A 16,418-nucleotide genomic window follows, 5' to 3' on the forward strand; every position below is an offset into this window, starting at 1 on the left:
ACGACCCTGTTTATGTGTGTGTTCTTATAGTTTATTTAGCGATTTAGCATCGCCAATGAGGAACATCCTAGCAACATTAGCAAATAAAAAGAAATGAAAAATTTTAAATTAAAGGCCTAAGTATGCAAATAAAGTTCAACCTAAGAAAAAAACACACCAAAAAGACTAAAATTAATACAAACAAGGAATTAAACTTACAAAATAAATACTTAACACATTATTTACATTGAGTATTTATTTATTAACTTATGCTTTTAAAGGAAGTGAGCACAAAATAGACGTACCTGTCTCTATTATGCTGTTAACTTGTATCTTTCCTGCGTGTTCTTGCACTATTGAGTGCACAAGCGTTAGCCCCATCCCACTATTTTTTCCTACTTCTTTGGTCGTGAAAAAAGGGTCAAACATCTGTTCTTGTACATGGTTTGTCATGCCACAACCGTTATCTTTTATCTCAATACAAATAAAGCTATTTTGTTCAAAAACACGCACTTCAACAATGCACCCTTTGGTGTCATTATGCTCACAGGCTTCTCGGGCATTAATGAGTAAATTAACAAAAAGCTGATTAATGGAAGCTAAATTACAATAAATAGGCGGAACATTTTCAAAATCGGTTTTTATAGCACACAGCGATAGCTGACTTTCAAGAAGCTTAAGCATATTTACAGCAATATCGACTACGTTCACGAGCTGCACTGCATGACATTCATTAGATTCAGAAAAATTAAGTAAATTTTGAACGCAATAGTTAACCTGCCTTAAGGTGCTCGCGCTGTCTTTTATTTTGGCCGACAAGTCATTGCCAATCCAAGCAAATGGGTGCTGTAAATTAAGTAAGTCGAGCTCGTGTTTAAACTGGCTTTCTTTGAGTTCACCGTTTAAGTATTGCTCGCTTATATTTAATAATGTGGAGATTATTGGGCTGCTATGGCTAAGGTTATCTATCGTATTAATTGCTTGTGACAATGGAGTGCTTATTTCCGAAGCCGCATCAACACTTAACGTACCCAGTGTTGCCATTTTAGTACTTTGGACAAGCATTTTTTTATACCGTGCTAATTCGGACTCTTTTTCACTTAGTTGCTTTTGTAACGACTTAAGTTTTTTTTCATCGTTTAAACATACACTTTCTAAATGACTCTCTACTTCATTCATGCCAGTATCCCTATAGCTTGTATAACTAATATTTAGTTGCCAAACTGAAAATACGCAACCAGATCTCCTTTTTGTTCTGTAAATAAATGTGTAAATTGACGATAAACAGGCAGACTTAAAGCACTTCCCACTCAAACGTATTTATTGCCTCACAAAAGGATGAACCAATCCCCTGTTGCTGACAACCAACAATAAGGGCCTCGTTAGACTGCTTATGAAATAACTTTTGATGAACAATATAAAGGGTATTACTCAAATTATCAGCGGGGGTTTTTAACTCATTGGAGTTTAAAATTAATGCGCACACCTGCGTACTCTGCCCCCATAATTTCATGATATAAGCAGATACATGAAGGTAATTTATACTTTGCTCAGGCTCAGTTAATTTGTGTTGGTCCGTCACTTCTTCAACATTTATTAATTTACCAACAAAACTCAATAGCGCCACTGAAAATAGCAAAGCCTGCTCTTTTAAGTTCATACCTATATGTTGTGCAAATTTTTTAACACAACTAGCATAATGTGTTGCAACATGTATTTGCTTTTCGTGATCGATGGCCGATATAGAAGGAGGCAAATTTTCTGCCATTAATAATGATGTACTAATTGACAATAAAATAGTCGTACCAAGGCGAGAAACGGCCTCTTCTATAGAAACTGTTTTACGTGTAAAGCCCAAATAGGCCGAGTTAGCAAGTTGCAGCAACTTAGCAACAATAACAGGCTCCTTAGAGACAAGCTCGGCTACTTCAACTAGGTCGAACTCTCCACTATCAATAAGCGTATTGAGCTCTTGCAGCAGTGAAGGATAAACCGGAAAGCTAGACATTGCCCCCAGTTTTCTTCTCATACTTTCTGAAAACGGGAGTGCTTTTAATTCTGCCACATTGTTAAACAAAAGTATTAAATCGTCTTTATTGAATGGTTTAGCAAGGTACATATGCACAACGTTACATTGACGCATTTTTTCGGTTAACGACGAGTCCCCCGTGAGCAAAGCCCTCACTGGGTACGAATTTTCAATTAAACAGCGCTCTAACACATCTAATCCATTAACGTGCGGCATTAAGTAATCGCTTATAATTAGGTCTATTGATTTATTATTTTTAAGCACAGACCAAAATTCATTTATTTCACTCACCGTAATAACGTCAGCAGCGGGGTATATTCTGTTAATAGTTCTATGTAGCGCCTTTAATATAAACAGCTCGTCGTCAAATAAAACTACTCTCATTGTTTTCATTCATCACCGCGCACATTTGTATTTATTAAGTAATCATAAAACTCATCCGCAGGCAAAGGTCTAGAAAAATAAAAACCTTGAATATAATCACAGCCAAGTCTTTCTACCAATTTACATTCGTGAGCCGTCTCGACTCCTTCTGCAATCACCTTTAAATTAAGATCATGGGACATACGCACAATGTTTCTGATCATACTTTGCATTTCAAGGGATGAATCTAAACCACTTATCAGCTCCTTATCTAGTTTTATGCCATCGATTGATAACTTTGAAAGATACGCAAGTGATGAATAACCTATACCAAAATCATCAATTTGGACTTCAAACCCTAAGCTTCTTAATCTGGTTATTTGCAGTTGGCATTTTGTTAGATCATCCATTAAGTAGGTTTCTGTTAACTCAAACTGAATATTTGATGCACTGAGGTTGTTCTCATTTAGAGACTCAAGCATAAAGTCTATCCATTCAGGGTCTTCTTTAATTTGCCGAGCAGAAAGGTTTATAGCGAGTTTACCTACTTCAACTTTTTGCATGTTCCATTGCTTAAGCTGTTTAAAACTTTGTGAAATTACAAATCGACTTATAGCGATAATTTGGCCATCGCATTCTGAAATAGGTATAAATAAACCAGGAGACACCCATCCATATTTTGTTGGTTCGTACCACCTAATAAGCACCTCAGCACCACTTACCTTATGTGTTTTTAAATCTATTTTTGGCTGAAAACATAAACTAAATTCTTCGTTATCAATTGCTTTAAAAAGCAGCCTACTTAGTTCAAAGTTTTTTCGGTAATCGTTTACTAACTCTGCATCAAAGCGTGTAAAAAAGCGTTGCTGTTTTTTTGCTAGGTAATTCATGTTCAGGCTAAGATGATTTATAAGTTCCTTGCCCGACAAAACATCTTCAGGAAAAATGCCGTAAACCCCATAAAGCTCTAAACTCATTCCTTTATAACGCTGGGGTATCGCATCGCTAAATAAGCTCATAGTTTTATTTAGAGCGGCAAGTAATGTGGCATCGTTACTTGCGTGAGGTACAGATAACATAAACTGGTTAGAATGCTTTTGACACATTCTCACCTTTTCACCAAAGGTATTGTGCAATACTTTTGCAAGCAAATGTGTAAACTCGTAAGCGCTTTGGTAATCTAATAAATCAGCAATAAGTTCGAATTTAGCAATACCGATAAAAATAACCGTGTAGCTAGTGTTTTCACTTTCATACTCATTTAGCTGTTGATAAAAAGCAGGTTCTTTAATTAAAAAATCACCAAAGCTTTCTATTAAAAATTTGTCGCTCGACTTACTAGGGTTAACCGACAGCTTGAGTAACTGACAAAAATCATCAGACCAATAACGTTCCAAAATAAACTCGTATTCTTTTTCGCTTTCTGCGCATTTACGAGCAATAAATAACATATTGGTTTGATTACTTAAAAAGGCCGTCAAATCGTCTTTATTTGGCTGTGCGTCTATATTAATTATGTAATCATCAACAAAGCTGTATAAACCTGAAAACAAAGACTGCGCAGGCGCATTAAAACGGTTTATTTTACCATTTTCGTCTATTTCAATAAGCGCAGTAACGCTACCTAAAAGCAGTTGGTCACGCTCGTGCTTTGCAATGCGCTTGCAATAGAGTTGTTGCGCTTGTTGAATGGTTGTTATCAGTTCATTTTCATTCCAAGGCTTTTGTAAAAACTTAATCGCCAGTCCTTGGTTAAGAAGCTCAACCACCGAATTAAAATCAGCATGACCGCTAAGCACTATATTTATTATTTCTGGCCAGTGAATTTTAACTTCTCGAAGTAAATCAGCCCCAGTCATATTAGGCATTCGGTAGTCAGTCACAATAATAGATACGTCGCTTGTTTTTAAGTATTCAAGCGCCTCAGGGCCACTTTCGGCTACACTTACCTTAAAGCCGGCACGCTGCAATACACGCCGTAAAGAGCGCAAAACATTAACTTCATCATCAACCAAAAGGATACTAGGTTCCACTATTGGCTCCTATTGTTATTCAATCTTAAAAAAGATCAAAACAGTTAATACAACAGTACTTAAAACGCCTGCCGTCATTAAAATGATAGGGTAACAGTAACTTACATTTAAATAACATGTAACCCTAATGCAAATATATCACTTGCTATCTACAAACCACCAACCCAACCATAAAGAATTAATATAATAAAAAATACCAACCCAATATAATTAGCTAATAATAAACAATACCAGCAACACTATTCAATCAACCTTTAGTCACAAAACACACCTCTCTTCGCGCTGTTTTTTTAGCTCATGAACTTTTTGGGGTATTGAAAACAAACACAAAGCGACTGCCTTCACCCACTTTACTCAGTACATCAACACTTGCTTCGTGCTCTTCAGTGATGGTGTACACCTCAGACAAGCCTAAGCCAGTACCTTGCCCAACCTCTTTGGTTGTAAAAAAGGGATCAAAAATTCGCTCTAAATCAGACTCAGCAATACCTGCGCCAGTGTCTTCAATAATAAGCTTTATTTTGTCTTGTTCTTGCTTACACTCAATGGTCAGTGTTCCTCCAGAAACCATCGCTTGTAACGAGTTTAAAATAGTATTAAACAAGAGTTGCCGTATTTTACTTGCCTTACCCCATAAAAAAACAGGCTCTGCAGGAAACTGCTTTTCAATTTGAACTTTATATTTGAGCTCATTCTTTAACACAATTAACGTCGACTCAATCTCAGCGCATAAGTCTACTTCCATCCAGCTTTCTTCATCGCTTAATGCAAAATCTCGTAAGCTATTAACAATTTTTTTAACTCGCTCTGCACCATCTAGCGACTCATCGAGTAGCTCCGGTAAATCTTCTATTATGAAGTCAACACCCTGGCGTTCGTATACATCCTCAAGTAATTTAATAAAGCGATCGTCAGCCTGTTTTACAATGATTTTTTTTTGCGTCTGCGTTGTTTTTATTAGTTTTAATGCATAATCCTTGAGCGTTTCTAGGTTTGAGCTCACAAACCCTATTGGGTTATTAATTTCATGTGCAACCCCTGCGGCCAACTGACCTATAGACGCCATTTTTTCTGATTGCAGCATTTTCTTTTGCGCTACTTTTAACTCTTGATGCAGTGCCTTTAATTGTTGGTGCTCGTCTTCTAGCGCATTTTTTAAATCAGATTGCTGAATAAAATAACTGGCCTCTGCGGTTACATCTGTCACAAAAATACTGACATGCGTAACCTCTGCATTTTCATTTGATAGCGGCATAAATTGCACATTTTGGTACATTTGCGACTCATCCCCGGTAATAGGGCGACTGCTTCGCATGGGGAATACATGGGGGCGTTGTTGCCAGTAACTAAAGCTTGGGTTTTTTAAAATAAATACACTGTCAATTTTACGTTTTAAAAAACGCGCTTGTTCTTCAAATACAGTTAATAGGGGTTGGCCAACTAAATCGGGTTGGCGAATAGTTAATCCACCTAAAAACGTAGGGTTAGCGAAAGTGATTGTCATATCCTGATTTATAATACAGGCACCAATAGGAAGTTGCTCAATGACGCGTTCAAACTCGCTTTTTTCCATCAATCCTCCAATAAGGCTTTGATTGGTATTAACAGCTGTTCAATAGACCCTTCACTTAAGCCAATGAGTATGCGCGCATCGAATTGCATTTGCTCAATAAAAAATTCAACTTCTATAATTAAAATAGACGACCACTCATTACTGTGAGCAGATTGCACCGGATAATAAAACGCAGGCATATTTAATTGCGTTGATAACTCAAGCTGACTGGTAAAGCCTTGTAGGCAAGCAGCAGATAAAATATTGGTAATTTCTAAAACAAGTTCTTCTGTTGCGGCTTCATCAAGCGGTAAGTCAAAATCCATTACTTCAGCCAACGCATTGCAACCGTCTTTATGCATACTCATTATCACTTCACCACGAATAGTGCCCGTGAACGACTGTCGTGCAAACCAGTTATTTGAAAGACTATTAATCATTCCCTGAAAATCTTCAGGAGACATTGCTTGAATAGCAGGAATTGACAAAGACACTTTGGTTTGAATAAGTCGAGCAAGCGCATCGGCCGCTTGCCCCATAGAAATGTTCATTATTTCTTGAAGCGCATCGCGCTCATCTTCGTTTATTTCAATCATAACAAGCCAACATCCAGCAAGGTTTCGCGTAATTGGTCGGCTTTTAAAGGCTTTTGTAAAAACCTAAAAGCGCCCATAGAGCTAACAAGCGCCTGTGCTGCAGGTTGAATATCTGCGCTAATCACTATAACAATGGTTTTTTGATGCTCTTGCTGCAGCTCTTTTAGAACTTCAAAGCCATCCATTTGTGGCATTTGCAAGTCTAAAAATAGTACCTCTGCTAACCCGGCATGCACAGCATCTAGCGCTTCAACCCCATTTTTGGCTTCGTGAATTGTAATATCCCAATCTTCAGGAAGTGCGCGTTTAATTGTTTTTCTTGAAAGTGCTGAGTCATCAGCTATTGTAACCGGTATTGGCATACAGTCCTCGCTATACAATATTAGTACGTAACCTTCTGTTTTAGAGTAGAAGTAATTAGTAATTTCTGCAAAAAAAATAGCCTAAAATTCGCTTTTTATGCTGGGTTTTAATTGTTTTTTATGCATTTTAAATTGACGCTTTAATAAAGTTTGTTGCGATTAATAAAATCCGCCAATTCAGTTGTTTATAAGCCGAGGTTAGACTAAATTTAACCGTATATCAGATTTGGCTGGCTTTACTTTTATGCAAAAAACCTCTGAACTAGAAGAATTTAACAACAGACCTGCCCACATTTTATGCCTAGACGACGAAGCAAGTGTTTTAAAGTCACTTGTACGGCTGTTACGAATGAACAAATTTAATGTGGTTGTATCGACCGACGGACACGACGCACTTCAAAAAATGACAGCCACACAGTTTGATGTGGTCATAAGTGACATGCGTATGCCCAAAATGAGCGGCGCAGAGTTTTTAGCCAAAGCAAAAAAGCTAGCTCCTGATACTCAACGTATTTTGCTAACGGGCTATTCTGATCTAGAGTCAACGGTTAGTGCAGTAAACGATGGGGGTATTAACGCCTACATTCAAAAGCCTTGGCAAAACGATCACTTAATCGGGGTTATAAAATCAGCAGTTGAAAAGTTTCGCTTAAAAAAGCACAACGAACTACTTCAAGCGCATGTCAAAAAACAAAATGCGCAATTAACCGAACTGAACCAGTCGTTAGAACTCAGAGTAGAAAAGCGTACAAAGCAAATAAAACAAGTGCTCAGGCAGCTTGAAAAAGCAAATGAACGAGAAAAAAACGAGCATAAATCTACCGTAGAACTGCTCTACAATTTTATTAATGCAAACCCTTATCTCGATGGTAACAGAGCACAAAACATTGCTAATACCTGTACGCATATAGCCTTGTACTTAAATGCATCACAAAAAAGTATCGAACTTGCGCCAACTGCGGGTTACCTAGCACAAATAGGATTGCTAGCCATGGACCCCGATCTTTATAAAAAACCAGTGAATAAACTAACCGAAGCACAACGCAAAACCTTTTACACACACCCAAGCACCGCGCAGCTAATGCTTATGCCTGCACTGCATTTACACGATGTATCTGATGCTATTTACTATCAATATGAGCGCTATAACGGCAACGGGTTACCTAAAGGGCTTTCGGGTAACGAAATACCCATTGGCGCCATGGTTTTAAGCGTTGCACGTGATTACTGGGAAGCCTATGAACAAAGTGTGGGTGATAACGAAGCCGAACATCATCAGCACGCACTCGACACTATAAAACTTTACAGCGGTACGTTTTATCATCCAAAAATTGTGCGAGCACTTGAAGCCAGCCACAACAAAATGAAAGAGAAGAAAAGTACAGCGGGTTCGGTCACTATTTGTAATGCTCAAGAGCTTAAAGAAAATATGGTATTAGGGAACTCGATACAAAGCCACACTGGCATTATGTTACTGCCCAAAGGCCATGTGTTTAGCCGTAAATCAATTGAAAAGTTACAACAACTTGAAGCAAAAAAACCAACCCCCTTTAGAATTATGATTAAAAGCGCTAAATGATTGATCTAAAGCAGGCTTTTTTTCGTTACAATAAGCCTAAAATATACATATAACTTTGCTTGAAGGAGCACAACGTGTCGCGATTTTCTGCCGTAACCGACAATCCCCACGACGGGCGTTTTAATCAAAAAACGGGAATACTGCTTACTAACTTAGGGAGCCCAGACGCCCCAACAGCCGCGGCACTGCGTATTTACTTACGCGAGTTTTTATCTGACCCACGCATAGTAGAAATACCACGCCTTGTTTGGATGATCATATTACATGGCATTATTTTAAGAGTACGTCCAAAACGTTCAGCAAAGCTATACAAAAGCATTTGGACAGAAAACGGGTCGCCCCTCACGCACATTACGCGCCAGCAAAGCGAAAAGCTCAACACATTGTTAAAGCAAAAAGGCTACACAAACACCGAAGTTGTTATGGCCATGCGTTATGGCAACCCTTCAATAGAAGCTGGCCTTGAAGAGCTAAGAGACAAAGGCCTTACACGCATAATTATCATGCCAATGTATCCGCAGTATTCAAGCCCTACAACAGGGTCTACATTTGACGCCGTATCAAACGTGCTACGCAAATGGCGCTGGGTGCCTGAGCTTCACTTTATAAACGGTTACCACAAAAACACCACTTACATTGATTCATTAGCTAATAGCATAAGCGAAGATCTAGCAGCCAATGGGATGCCACAAAGAATTGTTTTTTCGTACCACGGTATGCCAAAATTATTTTTAGACAACGGCGACCCGTATCATTGCCTTTGCTTACAAACAACGCGACTTGTTGTTGAAAAGCTTGGCCTTGATAAAGACAATGTCATTAGCACTTTCCAAAGCCGATTTGGTAAAGCAGAGTGGTTAAAGCCCTACACAGATGCAACACTAGAAAGCCTGCCAGCCGAAGGAATTAAAGATGTGGCAATTATAAGCCCAGCTTTTAGTGCAGATTGCCTTGAAACACTAGAAGAGTTAGAAGGCGAAAACCGCGAAATATTTGAAGAAGCTGGCGGCGAAAAATACCGCTACATCCCAGCTTTAAACGACAGAGACGACCACATTGAAGCCATATTTGATGTGTTAAAACCAATGTTGTAATCAACTCAATATAAAAAAGGCGTTAATATTAACGCCTTTTTTTATGCCCATTATTCACAAAGAGGGTAAGAGACGCTGCGCTTTTAGAGATAGGGTTAAGTTACACTTTATTAAAACCAATAACTTAAATAAAGTAGCTTTGCTCTTCTCATTTACTGCTCATTTTGTTCTCTTTGTGCATTACAGTTTTATAAGCCCATTATTTCTAAATTTACTGGTAGACGCGCAGCTTGCTGGCGTTTAAAAGCAACGCTTTTACGGGGTATAAAGTAATTAACTCACCACCGAGAAGTGAAGGCCAGGAGAAGTGACCAAACCAATATTTTTTAAACTCTGTGTAGCGCAAAGCGCCTCGGTGTGCTCTGTGGTTATATTTATTTTTAAATAACAAGAAGCTGCCGCTTCTAACGTGAGCAAGCTCTACGTCTACAAAAACAAACTAAACATTGGCTTTGCCCTGATCATTCACTCCTCTTTGTGCATTACGATATTAAAAGCCCATTATTCACAAAAAGATTAAAAGACGCTGTGCTTTTAAGTAACCCACCATCATTAACCCTTACGAGTGATCATTACTGTACATACACCCGCTATAATTCCCCAAAAAGCAGATCCTACTGAAAACATCGTTAAATCAGACGCCGTAACCAAAAACGTCACTATTGCAGCCTCAGTATATTGCGAACCCGTTAACGCTTGCTGCAAACTATTTGCAATAGTGCCAAACAAAGCGATACCCGCTAAGGCCAAAATAAGTGCCTGCGGCAGACTTGCCACCAAACCGACTAAAGTTGCAGCACACAACGCCATTAAAATGTAAAACACACCGCCTGCAATACTTGCCCAATAGCGTTTATCCGGGTTTTTATCAGCCTCATCACTCATACAAATAGCCGCCGTAATCGCAGCTAAATTAATTGAATACGCTCCAAATGGCGCACAAATTACATTTACCAGCCCGGTCACATTAAGCGATGCCGAAATAGGCGCTTTGTAATTATGCGCCTTTAACACAGCAATACCTGGCAGGTTTTGAGAGGTCATTGTCACAATATATAAAGGCAAGCCAATACTTATACAGGCTTGTAAATTAAACGAAGGCGCAATATAGGTAAAGTGGCTCATTTTCCAATGCAATGCGCTAGTATCTACATGGCCAAATTGCCACGCTAATAACACCCCCACAATTAACACGCTTAGCATGGCAAAACGCGCAAAAAAGCGCTTACCTACAAAATTAACCAATACCATTAACCCTATAACTAAGGGCATATCATTCATAAAATTAAATACATCAATACCAAAAGTAACCAGCACGCCCGCTAACATGGCACAAGCAAGTTCGCTGGGTATTCGGTTCATTATTTTTTCAAACCAACCCGTTATACCAGACAAAAAAACCAACAACGCGGCAAACATAAATGCTCCAACCGCCTCGTTTAGGTTATACCCCTGTGCACTTGATATAAGCAAAGCAGCCCCGGTGGTCGACCATGCAATTAAAACAGGAACTTTGTAATAGTAAGATAAACCAATTGAGGTTGCTCCCATTACTAAACCTAGCATTAAAATCCAGCTCGCAACTAGGTCGGGCGTTCCCCCTAGGGTGATCACAACCTGATAAATTAATGCAATGGAACTTGCAAAACCAATAATCACTGCCACTAATCCAGCGGTTGCTCGGTTAAGTAATTGATCTGAAAACGCCATATATCCCTCTTGCATTTATTTTTATGCACACAACATACGTTGCTCATTTTTACAATGCAATTAACTATTAGTGTAAGAATCGTGAATTATTTTCATTTTTATTTTAAAAAATTTTGAGCCTTTAAATTATTGCATTTTAAAAAACAAACCAGTACCTATAAAAGCGCCGCAGGCCGCATAAAGCCTACAAAAAGCAATACCTAAAATGTACTAAAAACAAGCTAACCATTACTTTACAACAACTTAAAAAATCAAAAAACAATACATTAATACTATAAAACCAAACTTGATCTAATTACTCACTTAGTATAAAACGTAACAAATAGTTAACCAAAAACACCAAAAGAGAAACAAATGAAGCGTTTAATCATTGCTGCCATTGCTACTGCGGTACTCGCATTTGCCATTTACAAAGGAGTAATTGAGACCAAAAAAGCCGAGGAGCCTACTGCTCCAATAGCGATCGATTTTGTTCCTATTGATCTGCAAAAAACACGCACAACCAAAGCGCCAGCGCCTATTGATATGAGTAAAGACCCTATAAAAACCACGCCAAAAATAGAACAAACAGCTCCATTTGAAAGCTTTGACGCGGTAAACCGCTTATCAGATCGTGCCAAAGCAGTACTTACCAATGCCAAAGTACTGCCTACCGATCTTAATAACGAGGCCTACATAGAGTTTGATTTAGCCACTTTACAAGCACTAAAAACAGGCGAAAACTTTGATTTAGCTATTCCACAAACAACCGAAACTTATACAGCCGAAGTCACTAACGTTATTGAGTCGGCCAATGGTGACAAAAGCATTTTTGGAAAAGTACTTGGCGTTGACGGACGTATGCACAACACGGTACTTACCGTTGGGAAAGACGCTATATACGGTCAATTTACCGCACCTTCTGGTAACTACGTATTTGAAAGCAAAGGCCAATACGGCTGGATAGCAGCTAAACGCGATTTATATAAAAGCCATATAGAGCACGACGTAAGTGCCCCACAACCAAAAACCGATAACACTGGCGATATGTTTGCGCCTAAAACCGACGGCTAATCACTTATTCCGCCCGCTTAATTAAGTGCTATCGCGGATTGCTATTACCTAATTTTTTATATTAAGCCCCATTAAATGGCTGCTTAAGCGTGCTCGTTATGCTTAAGCAAAATTTAATAATAACTATATTAACCACTACAAGAGTAAGGAAATACAACAATGAAGAATGTAATCATCAAAACAGCAGTAGCAGCTGCATTGTGCGCTGCAAGCACAGCTCAAGCAGAAACAATCGATATTGGTATTTTATATACCGACCAATCGGCTGCAGCAACCAGCAATATTAATACAAAAATTAACCAGCTTATTGCGTTTAGTAATCAAGTTTACAGCCAAAATGGCGTAGACATTACGCTGCGTTTAGTGGGCTCGCAAAACTTAGGCGACTACGCAATTACTCCATCTGAAGATTGGCTTAATGCAGTAACAAACAGCAGCTACGTAGATAACCTACGCACAGGCTGGAAAGCCGATATGGTAGCAGTGCTGGGTATGGGTCAAAGTGCAGGTGCTGGCTTAATTTCATGTGGTTTAGCATGGGTTGGGCAAGGTACAAACGGCAACCTTTACAGCTCAATGAGCGATCGTATGTACTCAATTACAGCGATTGATTGTGGCGCAAGCACATTTGTACACGAGCTAGGCCATAACCAAGGCTTAGCGCATTCACGTAAACAAGGTGATACATCGGGTGGTGTTTACACTGACGGCATGGGCCACGGTGTACAAAACGAGTTTGCAAGTATCATGGCGTACCCACAAGTATTTGGTAGCGCAACACAGTACGATTACTTCTCTAACCCAAATTGGAGCGTAAACGGTATTCCTTACGGTATTACAAACCAGGCATACGCAATTCGCACTGTAACGGCTACAAAAACAAGTATTGCTAACTTTAAATAAATGAGCACAAAAAAGCGGGCCAATTTATTAGCCCGCTTACGTTATTTTGTTAGTCCAATCCGTTTAATTAAGTGATATATTTTGCGGATTAGCATTAGTCCCTTTGGAGCGCGTTATGCGCTCTTTTTAATGCACAACAACCTTTTGCTTAATAGCTGGCATTAACGTTTTGCCATCGCCATCTACCTTATTTAATAGCTTTAAGCCCATTACTTTTGCAAGCACTGGGTAAATGTCGAGGTTATTTACTTTTTTGAGGCTTACACCTTGTTTAAATGCAGGCCCAGTTGCAATAAACGTGGCTGCCATGTCGTCTGTGTAAGCGTAACCGTGTGTGCCAAGATAAGTCGATTTACCCTTACTGGTAAATACAGCAGGCGCGTTAGTTTGCACTATAATATCGCCCACACGGCTCCCTTTATTATAGTGATACCCAGCCAACTGCTCATCAGTTAACACTGTATAACGGCCATTTGCCGCCTCACGTAAACGCGCTTTGTAATTGGCTATGTCGGCTATGCTAGTTTCGGGTTTTGCATATATTAGTAAACGCGGCCCCGTATTTTTAACTATAAAACCGTCATCACTAGGTAAGGTGTTTAACAAAATGCTTTTATCAGGATCAACAACCGCCATGCCATGGTCCGACACAATCACTAAGTTCACATCTTGTTCTAATTTATTTAAACGCGCGTGTAACTGCCCCATTAACGCATCGAGCTGTTTAACTGCATCGCGTGTTTGTGGCGCATCGGGGCCAAATTCGTGCCCCATGCTATCGACTAACGAAAAATAACTCGCAACAAAGCGAGGGCGCTGCGCCTTAGGTAAGCTCAACCACTGAATAATTTGGTCAACCCGGCCTTGGTACTCACTATGCTTAGAATAATGATAAAAATAGTCGGGGGTCATACCATTAAAACGCGCATCCGACTCAGGCCAAAAATACGCCGCCGACTTAAGCCCCTGCATTTTAGCTAAGTTCCACAGCGGAATGCCTTTTACCCACGTACTGTCGCCAAATGCTTTACCCATGCTGTAACATTCGTTATTACGCGCTTTGTCACAAAATTTGTTATCAACAATGCCGTGATTCACTGGCAATAACCCAGTCACAATAGAAATATGATTAGGAAACGTTTTTGTGGGGTAAACCGGTATTAACTTTTGTGCCCTTACACCTTTATCGGCCATAGCTTTTAAATTAGGTGCGCCGTGTTTTTCAATGTAGTCCCACCTAAAACCGTCAATCGACACAAGTACTACCGTTTGCTCTTTTGCTGCAAACGCCGTATGGCTGGTTAACACCAAAAGTGCCCACATCATCGCCTTTACAAATCCATACTTCATTACAAATACTCGCCTACATTAAAATACGTTAAATACTGAAAAATATAACTTTATAATACAATTGCCAGGCCTTAAATGATACAAGCACCTGTACCTAACTCCTCTAGGTGTATATATTAACTAGTAAGTATTAAAAACGAATGACAACGCGCATTTACCTCGCCAGTCATCGCCACTAAACAAGGATACCGATGACTATCGACTTTAGTAAAAAAATAACCCCCGCGCGTATGTACCGAACCACCTCTAATTTACAAATGGCGCTCGAAAGCGACCGTGGCCGCATAATGAACAGCGCCGCTATTCGTCGCTTGCAACAAAAAACACAAGTATTTCCGCTTGAGCGAAACGCCGCTGTGCGTTCAAGGTTAACCCACTCACTTGAAGTACAACAAGTTGGCCGCTTTATTGTACAGCGTATTTTTGCCAACTTAAGCTTTGAGCAACAAAAAGATTATGGCTTAACCGACCTAGAACGCCCACTCGAAAGCCTAGTAGAAATGGCTTGCCTAATGCACGACATTGGCAACCCACCTTTTGGCCACTTTGGCGAAGCCGCAATAAACCACTGGTTTAATACTAATTTAGCCAGTGTAACTCCCGAGCGATGCCGCGAGCCAAACACCGGCATAGGCGTTATTTTTAAGCACCTAGCGCAAGACATTTGCAACTTTGAAGGCAACGCCCAAGGCATTCGTATTATTCACTCGTTGCAAACCCTTAACCTAACCTACAGCCAAAGTGCAGGTATTTTAAAATACACCCGCCCAGCAGGGCTTGATGTAAAAGACATACCCCAAAATAAAAACTACTTAATGAAAAAAGTAGGCTACTACTACAGTGAAAAAGCCTTTATTGAAGCATTACAAAACGAGTTAACCATAGAGCCTTACTGTCGCCATCCGGCCAGTTACATAATGGAAGCCGCCGACGATATATCGTACTGCCTAGCCGACATAGAAGACGCCGTAGAAAAAGGCATAATAACCATTGAGCTACTGTGCACCGTGCTTAAAAATCACTATCAAAAAGTACTTATAAACCTAACCATTGACGACACCGAACACCAAGACTTTGTTAGCAAAGCGGTAAACTACGCACTAGAGCGTGGCAAAGCACAACCATATAACTTTAATAGCGAATTTTTTATATACCTGCGTGTAGCTCTGCTGCACCCGCTGGTTAACCATGCCGCAAAACGCTTTATAGAAAACATAGAACCCATTTATCACGGCGACTTTAACCATGCCCTACTAGAAGACCGAAGCCACTTGCACGCCGTAACACAAACGCTTAAACAAGTTGCTCAAGCGCATGTGTTTTCAGATAAAGAAGTTGAAAAGCTTGAGCTACAAGGCTACAGAATTATTAACGGCCTACTCGACAGCTACAAACCACTACTGCAATTAACAAGCGACGACTTTAAACGCGCACTAAATGGCGACAAACGCCTACTAATAGAATCAAGGCTTGTTAAAAAACTCTCTAAAAAGCACCTAAACAGCTACCAACATGCCATAGACGCCATGCAAGAAGAGCCCGACCACTTTGCAGCCTACGAATTTTATTACCGATGCCGGCTAATTCAAGATTACATTAGCGGCATGACCGACCAATTTGCCTACGACGAATACCGCAGCCTAATGGTAATAAGCTAATAAAATAGCGCTCACTCAGCGCCATTTATTAACTGCCTGGCTAAGCTTTAATATTAAAGCAAATAAGCTTAGCCATAATCGCCCGCCATTAAGCGTAATACTCCCCTAGATAATTTTTAATTTTACGCTTAAAATCAACTTATTAATGTTTAAACGC

The 16,418-nt window shown here is 39.6% G+C and carries 13 protein-coding genes; 5 read left to right on the forward strand and 8 right to left on the reverse strand.

All coding sequences use genetic code 11. The features are described from left to right. Nucleotides 1-246: 246 nt before the first annotated feature. The 6 genes from RF53_RS08130 to RF53_RS08155 all read right to left on the reverse strand — a co-directional run bounded on the left by RF53_RS08130 (nucleotide 247) and on the right by RF53_RS08155 (nucleotide 6,914). The gene (locus RF53_RS08130; RefSeq protein ID WP_039037264.1) at nucleotides 247-1,158 is read right to left on the reverse strand and encodes a sensor histidine kinase; all 912 of its coding nucleotides are present in this window, start codon (nucleotides 1,156-1,158) and stop codon (nucleotides 247-249) included. A 115-nt stretch (nucleotides 1,159-1,273) separates the two neighbouring features. Continuing rightward, a complete protein-coding gene (locus tag RF53_RS08135; RefSeq protein WP_039037265.1) occupies nucleotides 1,274-2,401 on the reverse strand; it encodes an HDOD domain-containing protein in 1,128 nt (375 codons plus the stop codon). Further along, entirely contained in the window at nucleotides 2,398-4,404 is a 2,007-nt protein-coding gene (locus RF53_RS08140; protein ID WP_039037266.1) for an EAL domain-containing response regulator, read from the reverse strand. The genes RF53_RS08135 and RF53_RS08140 overlap by 4 nt, the downstream gene beginning before the upstream one ends. Nucleotides 4,405-4,699: 295 nt before the next feature. After that, complete coding sequence (locus RF53_RS08145; protein ID WP_039037267.1) at nucleotides 4,700-5,977, reverse strand: PAS domain-containing sensor histidine kinase; 1,278 nt, start codon at nucleotides 5,975-5,977, stop codon at nucleotides 4,700-4,702. After that, the gene (locus RF53_RS08150; RefSeq protein ID WP_006793514.1) at nucleotides 5,977-6,552 is read right to left on the reverse strand and encodes a chemotaxis protein CheX; all 576 of its coding nucleotides are present in this window, start codon (nucleotides 6,550-6,552) and stop codon (nucleotides 5,977-5,979) included. The genes RF53_RS08145 and RF53_RS08150 overlap by 1 nt, the downstream gene beginning before the upstream one ends. Beyond that, on the reverse strand, nucleotides 6,549-6,914 hold the full coding sequence (locus RF53_RS08155; RefSeq protein WP_008133194.1) for a response regulator: 366 nt from the start codon (nucleotides 6,912-6,914) through the stop codon (nucleotides 6,549-6,551). The genes RF53_RS08150 and RF53_RS08155 overlap by 4 nt, the downstream gene beginning before the upstream one ends. Before the next feature lie 244 nt (nucleotides 6,915-7,158). Here RF53_RS08155 and RF53_RS08160 point away from each other — a divergent pair, with 244 nt between their 5' ends. Further along, the gene (locus RF53_RS08160; protein WP_008133193.1) at nucleotides 7,159-8,493 is read left to right on the forward strand and encodes an HD domain-containing phosphohydrolase; all 1,335 of its coding nucleotides are present in this window, start codon (nucleotides 7,159-7,161) and stop codon (nucleotides 8,491-8,493) included. A 74-nt stretch (nucleotides 8,494-8,567) separates the two neighbouring features. Further along, on the forward strand, nucleotides 8,568-9,587 hold the full coding sequence (gene hemH, locus RF53_RS08165) for a ferrochelatase (RefSeq protein WP_039037268.1): 1,020 nt from the start codon (nucleotides 8,568-8,570) through the stop codon (nucleotides 9,585-9,587). 552 nt (nucleotides 9,588-10,139) lie between these two features. Here hemH and RF53_RS08175 read toward each other — a convergent pair. Further along, nucleotides 10,140-11,297 carry a benzoate/H(+) symporter BenE family transporter gene (locus RF53_RS08175; protein ID WP_039037270.1) on the reverse strand — a complete coding sequence of 386 codons (1,158 nt, stop codon included), beginning with the start codon at nucleotides 11,295-11,297 and terminating at the stop codon, nucleotides 10,140-10,142. 354 nt (nucleotides 11,298-11,651) lie between these two features. Here RF53_RS08175 and RF53_RS08180 point away from each other — a divergent pair, with 354 nt between their 5' ends. Next, complete coding sequence (locus tag RF53_RS08180; RefSeq protein ID WP_039037271.1) at nucleotides 11,652-12,350, forward strand: hypothetical protein; 699 nt, start codon at nucleotides 11,652-11,654, stop codon at nucleotides 12,348-12,350. A 159-nt stretch (nucleotides 12,351-12,509) separates the two neighbouring features. Next, a complete protein-coding gene (locus tag RF53_RS08185) occupies nucleotides 12,510-13,253 on the forward strand; it encodes a zinc-dependent metalloprotease family protein (RefSeq protein ID WP_006793508.1) in 744 nt (247 codons plus the stop codon). Between the two features lie 126 nt (nucleotides 13,254-13,379). Here the strand turns inward: RF53_RS08185 and RF53_RS08190 are convergent, their stop codons facing one another. After that, the gene (locus RF53_RS08190; RefSeq protein WP_039037272.1) at nucleotides 13,380-14,603 is read right to left on the reverse strand and encodes an alkaline phosphatase family protein; all 1,224 of its coding nucleotides are present in this window, start codon (nucleotides 14,601-14,603) and stop codon (nucleotides 13,380-13,382) included. Nucleotides 14,604-14,794: 191 nt separating this feature from the next. Here RF53_RS08190 and dgt point away from each other — a divergent pair, with 191 nt between their 5' ends. Then, on the forward strand, nucleotides 14,795-16,261 hold the full coding sequence (gene dgt / locus RF53_RS08195) for a dGTPase (RefSeq protein ID WP_039037273.1): 1,467 nt from the start codon (nucleotides 14,795-14,797) through the stop codon (nucleotides 16,259-16,261). The last annotated feature ends 157 nt before the right edge of the window (nucleotides 16,262-16,418 follow it).

The sequence above is a fragment of the Pseudoalteromonas sp. ECSMB14103 genome, assembly GCF_000813065.1.
In the GTDB taxonomy this organism is placed as follows: domain Bacteria; phylum Pseudomonadota; class Gammaproteobacteria; order Enterobacterales; family Alteromonadaceae; genus Pseudoalteromonas; species Pseudoalteromonas marina.